This is a genomic window from Subtercola sp. YIM 133946 (assembly GCF_036553535.1).
In the GTDB taxonomy this organism is placed as follows: Bacteria; Actinomycetota; Actinomycetes; order Actinomycetales; family Microbacteriaceae; genus Subtercola.
The window spans coordinates 126369-143718 of record NZ_JAZHPE010000022.1 but is presented as its reverse complement, the minus strand read 5'-3'; the positions used below and the strand labels follow the sequence as shown (position 1 = coordinate 143718).

Here is a 17350-nt window from a genome sequence, read left to right as displayed (position 1 = left end):
TTTCTCGGCTTCCTTATTGCGTACGACGTACACTCTGTGTATCTTGTACACTAGTGTATGACGTACACAGTCAGGAGGCACCACCATGCACCAACCTGTTATCGAGGTCGCAGGCCTCACCAAGAGCTTCGGCTCGCATCATGCCCTGCGGGGGGTCGATTTCGAGGTCTGGCCGGGCCAGGTGTTCGCCATGCTCGGAGCCAATGGCGCCGGCAAGACGACGACCATCTCGATTCTGACCACCCTGCTGCGCCCCGACGCCGGCACGGTGCGCATCGCGTCGACCGACGTGCTGGCCCGGCCCGCCGACGCCCGGCGGCTGATCAGCCTGACCGGCCAGTTCGCGTCGGTCGACACCTTTCAGACGGGGGCCGAGAACCTTGCGATGATGTGCCGTCTCGCGCACCTGTCGCACCGGCAGGCGGCGGCACGTTCTGCCGAACTCCTCGACCAGTTCGACCTGCGTGAGGCGGCCGGTCGCCGAGTCGCTCACTACTCCGGCGGCATGCGGCGCCGGCTCGACCTGGCCATCAGCCTCATCGCGAGGCCGGCGGTGGTGTTTCTCGACGAGCCCACGACCGGCCTCGACCCGCGCAGCCGGGCGCAGCTGTGGAGCGTCGTACGCGAGCTCGCCGCGCAGGGCACGACCATCGTGCTGACCACCCAGTACCTCGATGAGGCCGACCAGCTCGCCGACCGCATCGTGGTGCTCGACGAGGGCACGATCGTCGCCGAAGGCACGGCGGCCGAGCTCAAGGGCCGCCTGACCGACCGCCAGCACGTCGAGTTCACGTTTCAGGATGCCCGCAGCTTCGAGCTCGCGCGCACACTCGCCCCCCGTGCCGACGCCAGCGCTGAGCTGCTTGCGCTGCGGATGCCCGCGACGGCCCCGGTCGAGACGATCCAGTGGATGCTCGCCCTCGCCGTCGAACACGACCTCGGGGTCAGCGACGTGGGCATCATCAGGCCGACGCTCGACGACGTGTTCCTCTCGCTGACGGGCGCCGCCGACGAGCGCGCCGAGGGGGTGGCGGCATGAGCAGCATCGCACTCGGCCAGACCGGCGGCGGCGCCGGGCCGGTGAACACCGGCCCGGGCGGCGACCCGGCTGCCCTGAGCTCGCAGCACGGGCATCCGATCGGCGACATCGCCGCGATGGTGGCCCGCGAGCTGCGCCGCACGCTGCGCAGCGTCGACGGGCTGGTGACCGCGTTCGCGATACCGGTGTGCATCATGCTGGTGTTCGTGGTGGTCTTCGGCGGCGCGATCGAAGACGACGGGCGGTACATCGAGTACGTCGTTCCGGGCATTCTGGTGCTGTGCCTCGGCTTCGGTGCCGCGTCGACGGCGACGGCGGTGGCGCAGGACATGACGAGCGGAACGATCGACCGGTTCAAGACGATGCCGATCTTCGGGGCATCCGTTCTGTACGGTCACTTGGTCTCGAGTGTTCTGCGCAACCTCGCTGCGTGCGTGCCCGTTCTGGGCGTTGCGCTGCTGCTCGGGTTCAGGCCGCACGCCGACGCCGCCTCGTGGCTGCTCGCGATCGCCTTCGCCGTGCTGATCATCGTGGCGTTCACCTGGCTGAGCTGCGTGGCGGGGCTGGTGCTGAGCGTCGAGGCGGCCAACAGCGTGACGTTCGTGTTTCTGTTTCTGCCCTATGTGTCGAGCGGATTCGTCGGCACCGACACCATGCCGGGCTGGCTGCAGGGCTTCGCCGACACTCAGCCGTTCACACCCATCATCGAGACACTGCGAGACCTGCTCGGCGGTGTCGCCCCGGGGCCGGTGTTCTGGCAGGCCTTCGCGTGGCTGGCAGGCATTCTGGTGCTGTCGGTCGCCGGCTCGATGCTGCTCTATCGGCGCACGGCAGCGAAGTAGGGGGCCCGGCGATGAGCTGGATGCTCGCGTGGCAGGATGTCGGTATGACAGACGAGTCGATCGCGGCGGCCCTGCCGCACGCCGTCGCACTGTCGTGGGGCATCGCCGAGCGCCCCGAGCGCGGCCCGAAGCGTGAGCTGAGCATCGAGCGCATCGTGGAGTCGGCCATCGAGCTGGCCGACGTCGAAGGGCTCGGGGCGGTGTCGATGAGCCGGGTGGCGGCGTCGCTCGGCTTCACGACCATGTCGCTCTACCGGTACGTCACCAGCAAAGACGACCTGCTGCTGCTGATGCAAGACCAGGCGCTGCTGATGCCGGTTCCCCCCGACGATGCCGAGCGCGGCTGGCGCGAGCAGCTGCGCGAGTGGGTGCTGCTGACGCAGCAGGCCTACGCCGCGCATCCGTGGTTCGCCGAGATCGTGGTGACGGGGGTGCTGCTCACACCGAACAACCTGCGGCTGGTCGACTGGGGCCTGCGCTGTCTCGCGTCGACGGGGCTCGAGGCGGGCGACAAGCTCGCGATCGTGCTGCTGCTCGGCGGGTACGCCCGGGCGGGCGGGGGTGCGGCATCCGTCGCCGGCAGGGAGTCGGGCCAGCCCGACCTGTCGGCCGCGCTGCAGGAGCTGGTCAGCGACGAGCGGTTTCCATACCTGCGACCCGCGCTGGTGGCCGGGCAGGGTGCGGCCGGCTCGGCCATCGCCGCGCTCGGGCGGCCGCCCACCGCGGGCGGCTTCGAGTTCGGGCTCGACCGCTACCTCGACGGGGTCGAGCACTACCTCGGCCAGTCGGCTCCCGAACGCGGGCAGGCGCGTGCCGCTGCAGCGAGCGAGGCGACGGATGACCGGCTCGCCTTCTACCGCAAAGACCCGGCCGTGCGTGAGGCCGCCGAGAAGCGTCGCGAGGCCGAGTCGCGGCTGCGCGAGGCCCTGAAGCGCGAGCGCGAGCAGATCGCCAAGGCCCGCGAGCGGGCCGCCAAGCTGGCCGCCCGGGCGCGCTGACACACTGGCGTGCTGGCGTGCTGGCCGCCCGGGCGCGCTGACGCCCAGGCGTGCTGCCGTGCTGCCGTGCTGCCGCCCAGGTGGTACTGGGGTACGACACGGTCACCCCTGGCGGGTTACGAAGACCAGACCGGGGGCGGATGCCCGGGCATCCGTTCACTCGTAGTCTCAGTGGTGTACGAACGTCTGCCTGGGCACTGCGGCAGACGACGACCCCCCGACCTCGAGGAGACACACTGTGATCGAAGCCCGATCGCTCACCAAGACGTACGGCGCCAAGACCGCCGTCGACCAGGTGAGTTTCACCGTTCGACCCGGTCTCGTCACCGGCTTTCTCGGCCCCAACGGCGCCGGCAAGTCGACGACGATGCGCATGATCGTGGGCCTTGACCGGCCGACCGCCGGCAGCGTCACCGTCAATGGCAAGGCGTATCGCGAGTCGCACGCTCCGCTGCACGAGGTGGGCGTTCTGCTCGACGCGAAGGCGATTCACTCGGGCAGGTCGGCCTACAGCCACCTGCTGGCGCTCGGCGCCACGCACGGCATCGGCGCGACCCGCGTGCGTGAGGTCATCGAGATGACCGGCCTCGAGTCGGTGGCCAAGAAGCGCGTCGGCGGCTTCTCGCTCGGCATGGGGCAGCGCCTCGGCATCGCAGCGGCCATGCTCGGCGACCCGGGAACGCTGATTCTCGACGAGCCGGTGAACGGCCTCGACCCCGAAGGCGTGGTGTGGGTGCGCGAACTCGTGCGCTATCTCGCCGCCGAGGGTCGCACGGTTCTGCTGTCATCGCACCTGATGAGTGAGATGGCGCTGACCGCCGATCACATCATCGTGCTCGGCAAGGGCCGCGTGCTGGCCGATGCGCCCGTTGCCGAGATGGTGAGCGCGTCGACGGTCTCGTCGGTTCGCGCCGTGAGCCCGCAGGCCGCAGAGATCGCCCGGCTGCTGGTCTCGCCCGATGTCACCATAACCAGTGTGGATGCCCAGACCCTCGAGATCGTCGGGCTGACCTCCGCCGCCGTCGGTGAGGCCGCGGCCTCGGCCGGCATCGTGCTGCACGAGCTGACCCCGCTGAAGGGCTCGCTCGAAGACGCCTACATGAACCTCACGGCCGACGCGGTGGAGTACCGCACCGGCGCCTTCGACCCGTCGACCACCCCCATGAACCAGGAGGCCTCACGATGACCGCCACGACCCCCGCCGTGCACCACAGCGCACAGCACGCCTCGAACGTGCGCCTCTCGACCGTCGGCATTCTGCGCTCGGAGTGGATCAAGCTCCGCTCGCTGCGCTCGACCGTCTGGGCCTACGCCGTCATTCTCGTTCTGCAGATCGCGATCGGCCTGCTGGTGATCTCGGTCACCGTCGGCCGTGACGGGCTGCCGAGCGGAACCTCGCTGACCGACATACCCGGCCTCGGGATTCTCGGCGTCACCGCGGGCGTGCTGTTCGCCCAGCTCGTGGTCTCGGTGCTCGGCGTGCTCGTCATCAGCGGCGAGTACTCCACCGGCCAGATCAGGTCGAGCTTCGCCGCCGTGCCCAAGCGTCTGCCGGTGCTCTGGGCCAAGGCCGTGGTGTTCTTCGTCGTGACGTACGTGGTGTCGTTCATCGGCATCCTGATCTCCTACCTCGTCACCGCTCCGATTCTGGCCGGGGCCGGCGTCTCGTCGAACCTGTTCAGCTCTGAGGTCATCGTTCCGCTGCTCGGCGCGGCGCTCTACCTGGCGCTGATCGGCGTTCTGGCCATGGGGATCGGCGCGATTCTGCGCAGCACCGCCGGTGGCATCGCTGCGGCGCTCGGGCTGCTGCTCGTCGTGCCGGTGATCTTCCAGCTGATTCCGGCCGACTGGTCGGCGTCGATCGTCGACTGGCTGCCCGGTTCGGTCGGCCGCGCGATCTACGACGCCAGCGCGGTGTTCGACTGGTGGCAGGCTCTGCTGATTATGCTCGGATGGATCGTCATCGCGTTCGGTACGGCCGCGGTTCTGATGCGTCGGAGGGATGCCTGACCATGTCGTCTGACAGACGCCCGGCCGCAGCGACAGAGTCGACGCGAGCCGGGCGTCTGGCGTTGTGGGCCGCGTTGTGGCGGCAGAACGCCGAGCCGGGCGACGGCGGGGCGGCCCGTGCCGACGCCGAGACCACCGAACGGCTGCGACTGCCGAAGCCGCCGGGCATCTTCCGCCTCTTCTTCGCGCGGCACGCGTGGATCGTCGACTGGCTGGTGGTGGCGGCCTTCGCCGTTCCGGCGGTGGTGTCGCTGGCCGTTCGGCTGGCGGGGGCGACCGGTGAGCAGAACAGCGTGGCGAGCGGCATCGTCGCCGTGGCCGGGCTGGTGGCGGTGGTCGTCGCGCTGAGGTTCAGGCGCGTGCATCCGCTGGTCTTGATCGCGGTCGTGGCCGTGTGCCTGGTGGTGGTGTTCCCGCACTGGGGCGGGGTGTATCTGCTGCCGGCGCTGTTCGGGCTCTACGCCGTGGCGGTGTACTCGTCGGTGCGTGCGGCCTGGATCTCGTTCGGCACGGTCGCGCTCGCGCTCGCGATCGGCTCGCTGATCAGCACCTCGGGCAACGTGATGGCGGCCGTGACGCTGTCGCTGTCGAGCGGCTTTCTGGCGCTGGTGGCCACGCTGGTCGGGGTGAACGTCGGCAACCGCAAGCGGTACGTCGAGGCGCTGCTCGACCGCGCCGCCCAGCTCGCCCGGGAGCGCGACCAGCAGGCGCAGCTCGCGACCGTCACAGAGCGCGCCCGCATCGCCCGTGAGATGCACGACATCGTGGCGCACAGCCTGACGGTGATGGTGGCGCTGGCCGACGGCGCCGAGCTGACGGCCGAGCGCGACCCGGCGCGCGCCCGCGATGCGATGCAGCAGGTGGCCGAGACCGGCCGTGCGGCGCTCGCCGACATGCGCGTGGTGCTGGGGGTGCTGGCCGAGGGGGGTGCGGGTGCGGCCGAGGGTGCGGGCGCGGGGGCGGGTGCGGGCGTCGGTGCGGCGGGTGTCGATGCGGCGGGCGGGATGCTCGGCGGCTCGCGCCCGGCACAGGGCGGCCTGGCACAGGGCGGCCCGGCACAGGGCGCGAGCGAGCTCGGCACCGGGGCCCCGCTGGCACCACAGCCCGGGCACGACGATCTGTCGTCGCTCATCCAGTCGTACCGCAGCGCGGGTATGGTGGTGCACTTCACGGTGTCGGGCGAGCCGGTGGGTGACACGGGAGTGCAGGTGGCGGTGTTCCGGGTGCTGCAGGAGGCGTTGACGAACAGCCTGCGGTACGCGCCGAATCCGAAGCACGTGACCGTGAGGGTCGCCTACGACCAGAGGGAGATACGGGTGCGGGTGAACGATGTGGGGCAGTCGACGAGCGCGGCCAGCGCGGCTGCCGCGGGTGGCTCGGGCGGCGTGCCCGCGGCATCCGTCGGCTCGGGGCGCGGCATCATCGGCATGCGTGAGCGGGTGGCTGCGTTCGGCGGAACACTGACGGCCGGCCCGACGACGGCCGGCGGCTGGCAGGTCGTGGCGGTCATCCCGGTCGCGAGGCGGGCCTCGTGAGCGACGGGGGGCTGCCGTGAGCGGCGGGGCCGTGAGCGGCGGGGCCATGAGCGGCGGGGCCGTGGGCGGGGGAGCGGTCGGGGCCGACATCCGTATTCTGCTGGTCGACGACCAGGCACTGTTGCGGGTGGGCTTTCGCATGGTGCTCGAGGCCGAACCCGGTCTCGTGGTCGTCGGCGAGGCGTCAGACGGGGCCGCCGGGGTGGCCGAGGCGCTGGCGACGCGGCCCGACGTAATTCTCATGGACGTGCGCATGCCCGTCATGAACGGCATCGATGCGACTCGCGCGATCGTCGAGAGGCTGCCGGCCGCGAAGGTGCTCATTCTCACGACGTTCGATCTCGACGAATATGCGTTCGCCGCCCTGAGGGCCGGGGCCAGCGGGTTCCTGCTGAAGGATGCCCGGCCAGCCGAGCTCGTCGCGGCGATCCGTGCCGTGGCCGGCGGCGACGCGGTGGTCTCACCGCGGGTGACGAAGCAGCTGCTGGCGCTGTTCGGGTCGGAGCTGCCCGCAGGCGTGGGAGACGGCGCGGGTGCCGGCGGCGGCAGTGCGGCTGCCGGCGGCGGCAGTGCGGGTGCGGGCGGCGGTGGCGCGGGCGGTGCGGGAGCGGGCGGCGTACGTGGTGCGGGCGGCGCGGCTGCAGCCGGCGCAGCTGCGGGCGGGGCGGGCGGGCGGAACGGGCATCCGGAGCCATCGGCCGAGCTCGACGACGAACGCCTTGCCACGCTTACCGACCGCGAGCGCGAGGTGCTCACCGCCATCGCTGAGGGCCTGACGAACCAGGAGATCGGGGCGCGGCTCGTCGTCTCTGAGTCGACCGTCAAGACGCACGTGGGCCGGGTGCTGCAGAAACTCGGGGCGCGCGACCGGGTGCAGGCGGTGATCATCGCGTACGAGACGGGGTTGGTGTGACCGGCTACCAGTCGGCCCCGACTTGCGCAACGCCCTTGAAAGCTCTGCCGTTCAGAACAATCGTTGAGGCATGAAGCGAATCTCGTACAGCGGAGGGTCGTTCGTGACCACAGACGGCGTCGCCGATGCGTTGCTGCACTTCGTCGCTGCTCTCGGGTCGAGCCACCGCGCTGAGGCGGTCGAGATTCCTGTCATCGATGCCGACGGTGAGGCCGACACGGTTCAGCTCGTCATCGGGCCGGCGAGCGAGCTGGTCAGTGTGTCGGAGCGCACCACGTTCGCCGAACCCGACTCGACTCTGGCCGTCGCGCACCTGCGCCGGCGCACCGACCTGCTCGCAGTGCCGCGCCCCGTGGCGACGGCCGGCGGCAACCCGGCGAGCGCCGACTACGACTTCGACGACCTCTGACACCGACTCCGGTGACGGCACGGACCGGCGCCTGCCCTGACTTCGGCCGGCCTCTGACACGGGCTCCGATGACGACCCGGGCCGGCGCCAGCTCCGACTTCGGCGACGTCTGACACGAGCAGTCGCACCCCGCGTCACTGCCCGTCACTGCCCGCCACCGCCCGCCGCGGCCTAGGCTCGATGCATGCGCACGCTCTACCCTGAGATCGAACCAGACGAAATCGGGTTTCTGCCCGTCGGCGACGGCCAAGAGCTCTACTGGGAGACGTCGGGCAACCCCGACGGCAAACCCGTGGTGTTCCTGCACGGGGGCCCGGGAGCCGCGACCAGCGCCGCGCACCGCCGACTGTTCGATCCCGAGAAGTACCGCATCGTGCTCTTCGACCAGCGCGGCTGCGGCCTGAGCCTGCCGCACGTCAGCGAATCGACAGACCACCTCGCCGCGAACACCACGTGGAACCTGGTCAGCGACATCGAGAAGCTGCGCGAGCACCTGAACATCGACCGCTGGCAGGTGCTCGGCGGGTCGTGGGGCAGCGCCCTCGGCCTCGCCTACGCCGAGACCCACCCCGACCGCGTGACCGAGCTGATTCTGCGCGGCATCTTCACCCTGCGCACGCTCGAACTCGACTGGTTCTACGAGGGCGGCGCGCGCATGATCGTGCCCGAGCTGTGGCAGAAGTTTCTTGAGCCCGTTGCGCACGACGAGCGTCACCACCTCATTCGCGCCTACCACCGGCTGCTGAGCGACCCCGACCCGAGCATCCACGGGCCGGCCGCCGTCGCGTGGTCGACCTGGGAGGCGTCGACCCTCACGCTGATGCCCCGGCCCGACCTCGTGGAGAAGTTCGCCGAGCCGTCGTACGCCCTGGCATTCGCCCGCATCGAGAACCACTACTTCGTCAACGACGGCTGGTTCGACGAGGGCCAGCTCATCGCGAACGCCGGGCGGTTGCGCGAGATTCCGGGGGTGATCGTGCAGGGGCGGTACGACCTGTGCACCCCGGCGGCGACCGCCTACGACCTGCACGTCGCGTGGCCCGAGGCGCAGTACACGGTGGTTCAGGATGCCGGGCACGCGTTCGACGAGCCCGGAATCCTGAGCGCCCTGATCGAGGCGACCGACAGGTTCGCTCGGTGAGCGGGGTGGGGGCGGCGGGTGTTGCCGGTGCGGGCACGGCCGGGGCGGGAGCGGCGGAGGCGGGCGTTCGTGGTGGGGTGGTCGTGGTCGGCGATGCGCTGATCGACGAATTCCGCACAGCGGAGGGAAGCTCCGACTTCGTGGGAGGCGCGGGGCTGAACGTGGCGACCGGGCTGCGCATCCTCGGGGTGCCCAGCACGCTGGTCGCCATGGTGGGCGACGACTCCGATGGCACGCTGATCAGGCAGTTCCTGGCCGAGTATGACGTCGCGCTGGTCGAGACGCTGGGGCGCTTCGGTTCGTCGCGGGCGATCTCCGACCGCACAGAGGGCGAGCCGCGCTACATCTTCAACGAGGCTGCCCAGAAGCGGCACCTCGCGTTCGACCCTGCTACGCGCCGGGCTTTCGACGAGGCGGCGCTCGTCGTGGTGAGCTGTTTTCCGTTCGATGACACCCAGCAGGCCGATGCGTTGTTCGCCGCGGTCGGGGCGGGCGGGATGGATGGCGCGGCGGGTGCTGGCACCGCACCCGGGGCCGCCGCTGCCACTGCCGCGGGTGCCGGGCGACGGCTCGTGCTCGACCCGAATCCGCGCGCTGGGATGCTGAGCGACCGCGACGCGTTCGTGCGCAACTTCGAGCGGCTGGCGGCGACGAGCCTTCTCACGAAGATCGGCGACGAAGACTGCGAGCTGCTCTACGGCGAACCTCTCGACACGGTGGCCGAGCGACTCGTGCGACAGGGAGCCGCGAGCGTGTTGGCGACGGCGGGGCGGGCCGGAGCGAGCATCCGTACCGCCGGCGGATTGCGCGTCGACGTTCCGATCGCGGCGTTCGAGGGTTGCGTCGTCGACACAATGGGAGCCGGCGACGCAACCCTCGCTTCGACGGCCGCCTCGATCAGGCAGTTCGGCCTGCCCTCGTCAGACGAGGCGTGGCTCGAGCTGCTCGAGCGCGCCATGCTCATCGCCGCCGCGACCTGCCGGCACCCGGGCGCCCTCCTGCGCCTGCCCTGACGGGGCGGTGCCCGCCCCACCCCCCCCGCTCTGAGCCCGGTGTGCGCAGAAGCACCCTGTGGCGGCCCATAAGGTGCTTCTGCGCAAAGCGGAACGTCAGCGCAGGTGGGCAGGGGCCGGGGTCGCCCCCGGCGGAGTCGCGGTGGCTGCTGCTGCGGAAGCGGAAACGGCGTGTGCGCGCCCCGAGGGCAGGAAGAAGGCGACGAGCGCCGCGAGCGCGAGTGCCGCTGCGCCCACCGTGACCGCCGGGATCGCCGCGTCGACGTAGCCCGTGGGGGTGAGCTGCCCGCCGTGGCCGGTGAAGACGGCCGTGAGCACCGCGATTCCCAGCGCCACGCCGATCTCGCGAACCACCGAGTTGGTGCCCGACGCCTTCGCCTGGTCTGCCGGAGCCATGTTGACCAGCACGGCCGTCGACGACGGGGCGAAGACGAGCCCCATGCCGATTCCGGCGAAGAGGAACGGGCCCACCATCGAGGCGTACGACGCATCGGGCGACAGGATGAGCGCCAGCCAGAAGATGCCCACCGCCTGCAGCGCCAGGCCGACGATGATCGGCAGGCGCGTTCCGACCCGGGGCGTGATGAATCCGGTGAGCGGGGCGACGACGAGCGGCGCCATGGTCCAGGGAATCGTCATCACGCCCGCCTCGAGTGGCGAGTGCCCCTGCACGATCTGCAGAAACTGGATCAGGATGAACACCGCACCGAAGATGCCGAAGCTGAAGGTGATGCCGATGATGTTCGCCACGGTGAAGCTGCGGTCGCGAAACAGACGCAGGGGCAGCAGTGGCGCAGAAGTGCGCGACTCCCAGAAGATGAACGCCGCGATCAGCACCGCGCCGGCCGCAAGCGACCCGTCGACTTCGAGGCTGCTCCAGCCCGCATCGTTGCCGCGGATGATGCCGTAGACGATCGCCAGAACGCCCGAGCCCACCAGCACGAGCCCGAGCACGTCGGCCCGAAGCCGGGCGCCGAAGGTGTTCGGCAGCGCGATGAGCACCAGCGGAATCGAGATGATGCCCACGGGAACGTTGAGCCAGAAGATGGCCTGCCAGTTCCAGCCCTCGATGACGGCGCCCCCGATGAGCGGGCCGAGCGCCACCCCGAGGCCCGAGACGCCGCCCCAGATTCCGATGGCGAGCGGCCGCAGCCGGGTGCTGACCGAGCCGACGAGCAGCGTGAGCGAGAGGGGCATGAGCGCCGCCGCCCCCACGCCCTGGAACGCGCGGCCGACGATGAGCATCCACGATTCGGTGCTGAGCGCCGAGAAGGCCGAGGCGGCCGTGAACAGGGCGATGCCGAAGATGAACACGCTGCGGCGGCCGAGCCGGTCGCCGAGGGCCACCGCCATGAGCATGAAGGTCGCGAACGAGAGGGTGTAGGCGTTCACGAACCACTGCAGCTCACTGATCGAGGCGTTGAGGTCGACACGGATGACCGGCAGCGCGCTCGTCATGATGAGGTTGTCGAGCGTGGCCATGAACATCGGCAGCGAGGCGGCGAGAATGCCGAGCCAGATCGGGATGCGGCGCCGCGGGGCAGAGGTGGTCGGCGCCGGAAGGGTGGCGGTGGAGGTCATGGCGACTCGATTCGGGGGTGGGTGGGCGGTTTGGCAGGGCGATTCGGGCGGGTGATTCGCGGAGGCAGTTCGGGAAGGGATGGTTTAGTTATCAATCGATTACTTAGAGAGTAGTTATCGGCTGATACCATGTCAACATGAGTCTCGAAACCCCGGTCACGCGCATGAAGAGCGACGAGCGGCGCGAGCTGATTCTGCAGGCGGCGACCGACGTGTTCGGCGCGTCGGGGTACGTCGGGGCCACCACCGCCGAGGTCGCCAGGGCCGCGGGCGTGAGTCAGCCGTATGTGGTGCGTCTGTTCGGAACCAAAGAGCAGCTGTTTCTCGACGTGATCAACCGCGCGCTCGGCAAGCTGATCGACGCGTTCCAGGGCGCGCTCGACGAGGTCGACTCAGATATCGCGCTCGAGAAGCGCCTGGCCCTGGCCTACATCAACCAGCTCAACCAGCACGGCCTGCTGCTGTCGCTGATGCACGCCTTCGTGCTCGGTCGAGAACCCGTGATCGGTCATGCCGCCAGGGCTGGGTTCATGCAGGTCTACCGGTTTTTGCGCGACGACGCCGGGTTCGAGCCGCTTCAGGTGCAGGAGTTTCTCGCGCAGGGCATGCTCATCAACACCATGATCGGGCTCGACATGGCCGACGAGTTCGACGACGACCCCGACGTGCGCGAGCTGATGGAGTGCGCGTTTCCCGAGAAGCTCGACCTGGTGCGGTCTCTGTCGGCAGACCGGGTCGCTCTCTAGGCATTGGGGTCGAACGGCTCGGTCTCCGGTAGCTTGGCCGGGCGTTGACGGTTGCCTGTTGCCTGTTGACCGTTGCCTGTTGACCGTTGACCGTTGACGGTTGACGGTTGACGGCTGGCGGTGGGCCTACGGCCGCTGGCCTTGCTTCCTGCCGGCCAGCGGCGGGCGGCTAGAGCTGCTGCCAGGCGGGGCGGTTCGCCCAGGCGTGGCGGTAGTAGTCGGCGCTGGCCAGCTCGGCCGCCGCAGGTTCGTCGACGATGACCGTGGTGTGCGGGTGCAGCTGGATGACCGATCCGGGCGCGCTGGCGGTGACGGGCCCCTCGACGGCGGCGGCGATCGCGGCGGCCTTGGCGGCGCCGAAGGCAAGCAGCACGAGGTGCCGGGCTCGCAGGATGGTGCCGAGGCCCTGCGTGATGCAGTGCATCGGCACGGCATCCGGAGCCTCGAAGTACCGGGCGTTGTCGCGCCGGGTCTGTTCGGTGAGCGTCTTCACGCGGGTGAGCGACGCGAACGACGAGCCGGGCTCGTTGAAGCCGACGTGGCCGTCGGTTCCGATGCCGAGGATCTGCAGGTCGACGCCGCCGGCCGCGACGATGGCGCGCTCGTAGTCGTCGCCGGCGGTCTCGATGCCGTCGGGTGACGCGTCGGGTACGTGGATGTTCGCTGCTGTCAGACCCAACGGCTCGACTACCTCGCGGGTGATCACGGCGCGGTAGCTCTCGGGGTGCCCCGGGGCGAGACCGAGATACTCGTCGAGGGCGAAGCCTCGCACGTCGGAGAGGTCGATGTGGTCGCGCTCGGCCCTCTGGCGCAGAGCGGAATATGTCGAGAGCGGGGTCGATCCGGTGGCGAGGCCGAGCACGGCGTCAGGCCGGCGGTCGACGAGCCGGGCGATCGCGTCGGCGGCGAGCTCGCCCGCGGCGCCGGCGTCGGGAACGATGACGATCTGGGCCACGGGTCAGCTGCTTTCTGCGGGGTCGAGCGCTCGTTCGAGCTCGCCGCCGGTGTCGAGTGCGGGGTTGAGATCTGGGTCGAGCTCGCCGTGGGGAAGCGGGGACTGGTCGACGGGGCGCGCAGGGGTCGCCATCGAGGCACGCACGGTGGCGCCGTCGGCCAGCGTGGTGGCCGCGGCGCGGGGGGTGCTGGTGTCGTTGCTCGCGCCCGCGCCCTTGCCGGTGCCGGTGCCGGTGCCGATCGACGGGGCGTGGCTCTGTGTCTCGACGCCCACGAGGGCCGCGCCGACCGCGGCCGCCGGAAAGCCGGTGGGCAGCAGTTCGACGCGACGGGCCAGGTCGAGCGAGGCGATGAATGGCGAACTGGATGCCCAGCCGGCGAGCACCTCGGTGACCGCGTCGAGCAGCGGCACCCCGAGATTGCTCAGGCCGCCACCGATGACGACCGTATCGACGTCGACCGTCAGCACGAGGATGCGCACGGCGGAGGCGATTCCGTCGATGAAGCGGTCGCGCACATCGACCGCGTACAGATCGCCGGCCGCGGCAGCCGCAAAGAGCGACTGCGCAGGCAGGGCGGCGTCGGTCTGCCACTGGCGGGTGATGCCCGACCCGGAGGCCACAGTCTCGAGGCAGCCCCGCTGGCCGCAGGGGCACAGCGCGCCGGCCGGATCGATCGGGATGTGCCCGATCTCGCCCGCGGCCCCCCACGAGCCTCGCCACAGCTCGCCATCGATGACGAGCCCTGCCGCGAGTCCGGTGCCGAGGTTGAGGTACGCCATCGAGTGCGGAGCGGCACTGCCGACCTCGCCGTCTCGTTCGCCTTCGCGGGTGACTCCGCGCGCGCTTCCACCCTGGTCTCGCGTCGGCTCCGGGTGCTCGGCTCGGAGGCCGATCGAGCCGTGCGAGACCTCTCCCGGCAGGAAGAGGTGGGAGGAGGAGGAAGGGTGGGGAGAGAGGGAAGGAGAAGTGCGCGGGGGAGAAGTGAGGAGGGGAGAAGTGCGCGGGGGAGTAGTGAGGGGGCGAGAATTGAGGGGGCGCTCGGCAGAGAGCAGGGAGTAGGCGCCGATCGCAGCGGCCTTGACGTCGTTCTCGATGCGTACGCGCACCCCGAGCCGGTCTTCGAGGGCGTCGCCGAGGTCGAGGGTGTCGAAGCCGAGGTTGACGGCGTGCGAGACGTGGCCGGAGGTGCTGTCGACCGTGCCGGGGATTCCGATGCCGATGGAACGGGCATCCGCGAGCCGCAGGCCGGTTCGCGACAGCAGCAGTTCGACGGCGTCGACCGCAGACTGCACGACCTGCTCGGCGCCGAAGCCGGTGGCGAGGCGGATGCGCTCAGTGAGCTGCCCGTCGTCGGTGATGACGACAGCATCGGTCTTGGTTCCGCCGATGTCGATTCCGATTCTCAACGGACGAGCCTTTCGTGCTGCAGGTGGTCGTGGGCCTCAGGGTCGTGCCGGTCGTGCGCGTCATGCGTGTGCGGGTCGAGCGTGTGCCGGTCGTGCGCGTCGTGCACGAGGGGATTCGTGTGCGGGTCGAGCGTGTGCCGGTCGTGCGCGTCATTCGCAAGCGGATTCGTGTGCGGGCGCTGGTCGTTCGGGCGATGGGCAGGGTCGGAGCGTGGGGCAGAGTCGGAGGCTGGGGCAGGGTCGGAGGCTGGGGCAGGGGTGGGGAGCAGGCCGAGCAAGGCCTCGCCCACGAGGCGTGAGGCGCCGAAGGTCGCGATGTCGGCGTAGGCGCGGTCGGGCGTGGGCCACCCCATGTCGACGACGAGCACGTCGCTGGTGCGTCGCAGATCGTCGACGAGCCGGGTCGCCCACGGAGCGAGGTGGATGGCCTTGCCAACCACCAGCACGCGCGCTGAGGTGAGCCCGGTGCCTCGGCTGACGGCTTCGAGCGCGTTCGTGGTGTCTGGCGTCACGGTGACGACGGTGCCGGTCAGCCACGTGGTGCCCGGCTCGCCGGGTGCCTCGTCGGAGACGTCGGCGGGGTGGGCGGTGTCGGCGACGTGGCCGGGGTCGGCGACGTGGGCGAGAGTGTCACCGTGAGCGAGGTGGGCAAACGGACCCCACGGGGCCGTTCCGACGGCCTCGTTCGGCGTCGACTCGAGGCGCACGACGACCGTGGGAGCCTGCCCCGCGAGCCAGTGCCGTGCCTCGGGCGACACGTCGAACGTGCTCGCCACCTCGGCCGCGGTGGGGGGATCTTCATACGCCCCGCCGGGCGAGGTGGCCGGGGTCTCGAGGTCGGTGGCGAGGTCAGGGGCGAGGTCAGGGGGCAGAGCCGCAGCGAGCTCGGCACCGAGGTGGCGCACGGCGGAGGCGGCGGAGGCGAGACGCGCCTCGGGCAGCCGCCCGTCGGCGACAGCCGCCGCGAGGGCGCGTTCGATGTCGGCGAGCTGGGCATCCGTGTTCTTGGTGCCGATGCAGAGCAGGTCGCAGCCCGCCGCGAGGGCCGCCACCGCCGCCTGCGGAATGCCGATGTTCGCGCTCGCGCCGGCCATGTCGAGCGCGTCGCTGACGACCACACCGGTGAAGCCGAGCTCGTCGCGCAGCAGACCCTGCAGGATGCGGGGCGAGAGAGTGGCCGGATGCTCGGCGTCGAGCTGCGGCAGCAGAATGTGCGACGTCATCACGGTACGCACGCCGGCGGAGATCGCTGCGGCGAACGGAACGAGTTCGCGCGACCGCAGCACCGCGAGCGGCGCGTCGACGATCGGCAGGGCGAGGTGCGAGTCGGTGGCGGTGTCGCCGTGGCCCGGGAAGTGCTTGGCGCTGGCAGCGACCCCGGTCGACTGGAGGCCTCGCACCCAGGCCGCACTGTGCCGGGCGACGAGAGCGGAGGTGGCCCCGAAGCTGCGCACACCGATCACGGGGTTGTCGGGGTTCGAGTTGACGTCGATGTCGGGAGCGAAGTCGAGGTTCACCCCCGCCGCGCGGAGGGCCTGCCCGACGGAGCGTGCGACGGCCTCGGTTCGGGCGGGGTCGTCGAGGCGGCCCAGAACGGCGTTGCCCGGGTAGGGCGATCCGACATCGTAGAAGAGCCGTGTGACGTCGCCGCCCTCTTCGTCGATGGCGATGAGAGCGTTCGGGTTGGCCGCCCGGATGGCCGCCGTGAGCCGCCTGAGCTGCTCGGGCGACTCGATGTTCTCGCCGAAGAGGCACACACCCCCGAGGCCGGCCGCGAGGCGGTCGCGCAGCCAGCCGGGCAGAATGGTGCCTTCGAACCCGGGCAGGAGGGTGGCCGCGGCGTCGACTGCGCTCATCCCTTCACCGCCCCGCTCATCAGCCCACTGGTCATGCGGCCCTGAACGATGAGGAAGAACACGACCACCGGGATGGCCATGAGCGTCGACCCGGCCATGATGGCGGCCCAGTCGGTGGTGCCGTTGGCCTGCTGGAACGTGCGGAGCCACACCGGCAGCGTCTGCGAGGCCGGCCGCGACATCACGACGAGGGCCAGCACGAACTCGTTCCAGGCCTGGATGAACCCGAACACGCCGGTTGCGACGAGTCCCGGTGCGAGCAGCGGGAAGGTGATCTTCCAGAACGCGCCCGTGCGCGACAGGCCGTCGATCATTGCCGCCTCCTCGAGCTCGACGGGAACACCGTTGACGAAACCGCGCAGGGTCCAGATGGTGAACGGCAGCACCGTGGCCACGTAGACCAGCGTGAGGCCGGCGATGGTGTTGAGCAGCGACCAGCTGTCGAGCACCCGGTATGTCGAGACGATCATGGCCTCGGCCGGGATCATCTGGATGATGAGGATGCTCAGGATGAACGCCTTGCGCCCCTTGAACCGGAACCGGGTGACGGCCAGCGACGCGAGGAACGCGAAGACCAGCGCGATGACCACGGTCAGCAGGGTGACGGCGAGCGAGTTCGCCAGCGCGGGCAGGAACGGTGAGCGTGAGGGCTCGAAGAGAACGGTGGCGTAGTTGCCGAGCGTGAAGTCGTGAGGAAAGAAGTTCGGCACCGGGGTGCGGATCTCGTTGTTCGGCTGCAGGGAGGTGTTGATCATCCAGTACACCGGGAACACCGAGCAGAGGAAGATGACGACGGCGATCGCGCTCAGCAGCACGTCGACGAAACGGCGCCGGGCGCGGGGCCCCGAGGCCCGGTAGCGGCGAACGCCGTTGCGCGCCGAGGGCGGCACGATCATGGCCGAAAC

General features: G+C 70.3%; 16 protein-coding genes. 11 read left to right on the top strand and 5 right to left on the bottom strand.

Features of this window, described 5'->3' with window-relative positions:
- The first annotated feature begins 85 nt into the window (after positions 1–85).
- The 10 genes from V3W46_RS08125 to V3W46_RS08080 all read left to right on the top strand — a co-directional run bounded on the left by V3W46_RS08125 (position 86) and on the right by V3W46_RS08080 (position 9900).
- A complete protein-coding gene (locus tag V3W46_RS08125; protein ID WP_331782588.1) occupies positions 86–1039 on the top strand; it encodes an ATP-binding cassette domain-containing protein in 954 nt (317 codons plus the stop codon).
- A complete protein-coding gene (locus tag V3W46_RS08120; RefSeq protein ID WP_331782587.1) occupies positions 1036–1881 on the top strand; it encodes an ABC transporter permease in 846 nt (281 codons plus the stop codon). The genes V3W46_RS08125 and V3W46_RS08120 overlap by 4 nt, the downstream gene beginning before the upstream one ends.
- Before the next feature lie 44 nt (positions 1882–1925).
- On the top strand, positions 1926–2879 hold the full coding sequence (locus V3W46_RS08115; RefSeq protein WP_331782586.1) for a TetR/AcrR family transcriptional regulator: 954 nt from the start codon (positions 1926–1928) through the stop codon (positions 2877–2879).
- A 238-nt stretch (positions 2880–3117) separates the two neighbouring features.
- Positions 3118–4065 (top strand): ATP-binding cassette domain-containing protein, encoded by a 948-nt coding sequence (locus V3W46_RS08110; protein WP_331782585.1) that lies wholly within the window; start codon positions 3118–3120, stop codon positions 4063–4065.
- Positions 4062–4889 (top strand): ABC transporter permease, encoded by an 828-nt coding sequence (locus tag V3W46_RS08105; RefSeq protein WP_331782584.1) that lies wholly within the window; start codon positions 4062–4064, stop codon positions 4887–4889. The genes V3W46_RS08110 and V3W46_RS08105 overlap by 4 nt, the downstream gene beginning before the upstream one ends.
- A 2-nt stretch (positions 4890–4891) precedes the next feature.
- Positions 4892–6424: a sensor histidine kinase gene (locus tag V3W46_RS08100; RefSeq protein WP_331782583.1), complete on the top strand. Its 1533-nt coding sequence runs from the start codon at positions 4892–4894 to the stop codon at positions 6422–6424.
- Positions 6425–6470: 46 nt separating this feature from the next.
- Positions 6471–7337, top strand: coding sequence for a response regulator transcription factor (locus tag V3W46_RS08095; RefSeq protein WP_331782582.1), 867 nt, complete (start codon positions 6471–6473; stop codon positions 7335–7337).
- A 70-nt stretch (positions 7338–7407) separates the two neighbouring features.
- A complete protein-coding gene (locus V3W46_RS08090) occupies positions 7408–7746 on the top strand; it encodes a hypothetical protein (RefSeq protein WP_331782581.1) in 339 nt (112 codons plus the stop codon).
- 184 nt (positions 7747–7930) lie between these two features.
- The gene (gene pip / locus V3W46_RS08085) at positions 7931–8887 is read left to right on the top strand and encodes a prolyl aminopeptidase (RefSeq protein ID WP_331782580.1); all 957 of its coding nucleotides are present in this window, start codon (positions 7931–7933) and stop codon (positions 8885–8887) included.
- Positions 8884–9900, top strand: a complete 1017-nt coding sequence (locus V3W46_RS08080; protein ID WP_331782579.1) for a carbohydrate kinase family protein — start codon at positions 8884–8886, stop codon at positions 9898–9900. The genes pip and V3W46_RS08080 overlap by 4 nt, the downstream gene beginning before the upstream one ends.
- 96 nt (positions 9901–9996) lie before the next feature.
- Here V3W46_RS08080 and V3W46_RS08075 read toward each other — a convergent pair whose 3' ends face one another.
- Positions 9997–11481: a DHA2 family efflux MFS transporter permease subunit gene (locus tag V3W46_RS08075; RefSeq protein WP_331782578.1), complete on the bottom strand. Its 1485-nt coding sequence runs from the start codon at positions 11479–11481 to the stop codon at positions 9997–9999.
- A 137-nt stretch (positions 11482–11618) separates the two neighbouring features.
- Here V3W46_RS08075 and V3W46_RS08070 point away from each other — a divergent pair, with 137 nt between their 5' ends.
- Complete coding sequence (locus V3W46_RS08070) at positions 11619–12227, top strand: TetR/AcrR family transcriptional regulator (protein ID WP_331782577.1); 609 nt, start codon at positions 11619–11621, stop codon at positions 12225–12227.
- 169 nt (positions 12228–12396) lie between these two features.
- On the opposite strand, the gene V3W46_RS08065 is transcribed toward V3W46_RS08070, so the two are convergent.
- The 4 genes from V3W46_RS08065 to V3W46_RS08050 are packed head-to-tail and all read right to left on the bottom strand — an operon-like array spanning position 12397 to position 17341.
- The gene (locus V3W46_RS08065) at positions 12397–13182 is read right to left on the bottom strand and encodes a glucosamine-6-phosphate deaminase (RefSeq protein ID WP_331782576.1); all 786 of its coding nucleotides are present in this window, start codon (positions 13180–13182) and stop codon (positions 12397–12399) included.
- A 3-nt stretch (positions 13183–13185) separates the two neighbouring features.
- Positions 13186–14589 (bottom strand): ROK family protein, encoded by a 1404-nt coding sequence (locus V3W46_RS08060; protein ID WP_331782575.1) that lies wholly within the window; start codon positions 14587–14589, stop codon positions 13186–13188.
- A complete protein-coding gene (gene nagZ, locus V3W46_RS08055; RefSeq protein WP_331782574.1) occupies positions 14586–16445 on the bottom strand; it encodes a beta-N-acetylhexosaminidase in 1860 nt (619 codons plus the stop codon). Before nagZ ends, V3W46_RS08060 begins: the two co-directional genes overlap by 4 nt.
- Positions 16442–17341, bottom strand: coding sequence for a carbohydrate ABC transporter permease (locus V3W46_RS08050; protein ID WP_443069955.1), 900 nt, complete (start codon positions 17339–17341; stop codon positions 16442–16444). The genes nagZ and V3W46_RS08050 overlap by 4 nt, the downstream gene beginning before the upstream one ends.
- Positions 17342–17350 lie beyond the last annotated feature (9 nt).

Bases quoted from the DNA above. Each gene is read 5' to 3' on its own strand.
- V3W46_RS08125 (WP_331782588.1), top strand. From the start codon at position 86: ATGCACCAACCTGTTATCGAGGTCGCAGGCCTCACCAAGAGCTTCGGC.
- V3W46_RS08120 (WP_331782587.1), top strand. From the start codon at position 1,036: ATGAGCAGCATCGCACTCGGCCAGACCGGCGGCGGCGCCGGGCCGGTG.
- V3W46_RS08115 (WP_331782586.1), top strand. From the start codon at position 1,926: ATGACAGACGAGTCGATCGCGGCGGCCCTGCCGCACGCCGTCGCACTG.
- V3W46_RS08105 (WP_331782584.1), top strand. From the start codon at position 4,062: ATGACCGCCACGACCCCCGCCGTGCACCACAGCGCACAGCACGCCTCG.
- V3W46_RS08100 (WP_331782583.1), top strand. From the start codon at position 4,892: ATGTCGTCTGACAGACGCCCGGCCGCAGCGACAGAGTCGACGCGAGCC.
- V3W46_RS08095 (WP_331782582.1), top strand. From the start codon at position 6,471: ATGAGCGGCGGGGCCGTGGGCGGGGGAGCGGTCGGGGCCGACATCCGT.
- V3W46_RS08090 (WP_331782581.1), top strand. From the start codon at position 7,408: ATGAAGCGAATCTCGTACAGCGGAGGGTCGTTCGTGACCACAGACGGC.
- pip (WP_331782580.1), top strand. From the start codon at position 7,931: ATGCGCACGCTCTACCCTGAGATCGAACCAGACGAAATCGGGTTTCTG.
- V3W46_RS08075 (WP_331782578.1), bottom strand. From the start codon at position 11,481: ATGACCTCCACCGCCACCCTTCCGGCGCCGACCACCTCTGCCCCGCGG.
- V3W46_RS08070 (WP_331782577.1), top strand. From the start codon at position 11,619: ATGAGTCTCGAAACCCCGGTCACGCGCATGAAGAGCGACGAGCGGCGC.
- nagZ (WP_331782574.1), bottom strand. From the start codon at position 16,445: ATGAGCGCAGTCGACGCCGCGGCCACCCTCCTGCCCGGGTTCGAAGGC.
- V3W46_RS08050 (WP_443069955.1), bottom strand. From the start codon at position 17,341: ATGATCGTGCCGCCCTCGGCGCGCAACGGCGTTCGCCGCTACCGGGCC.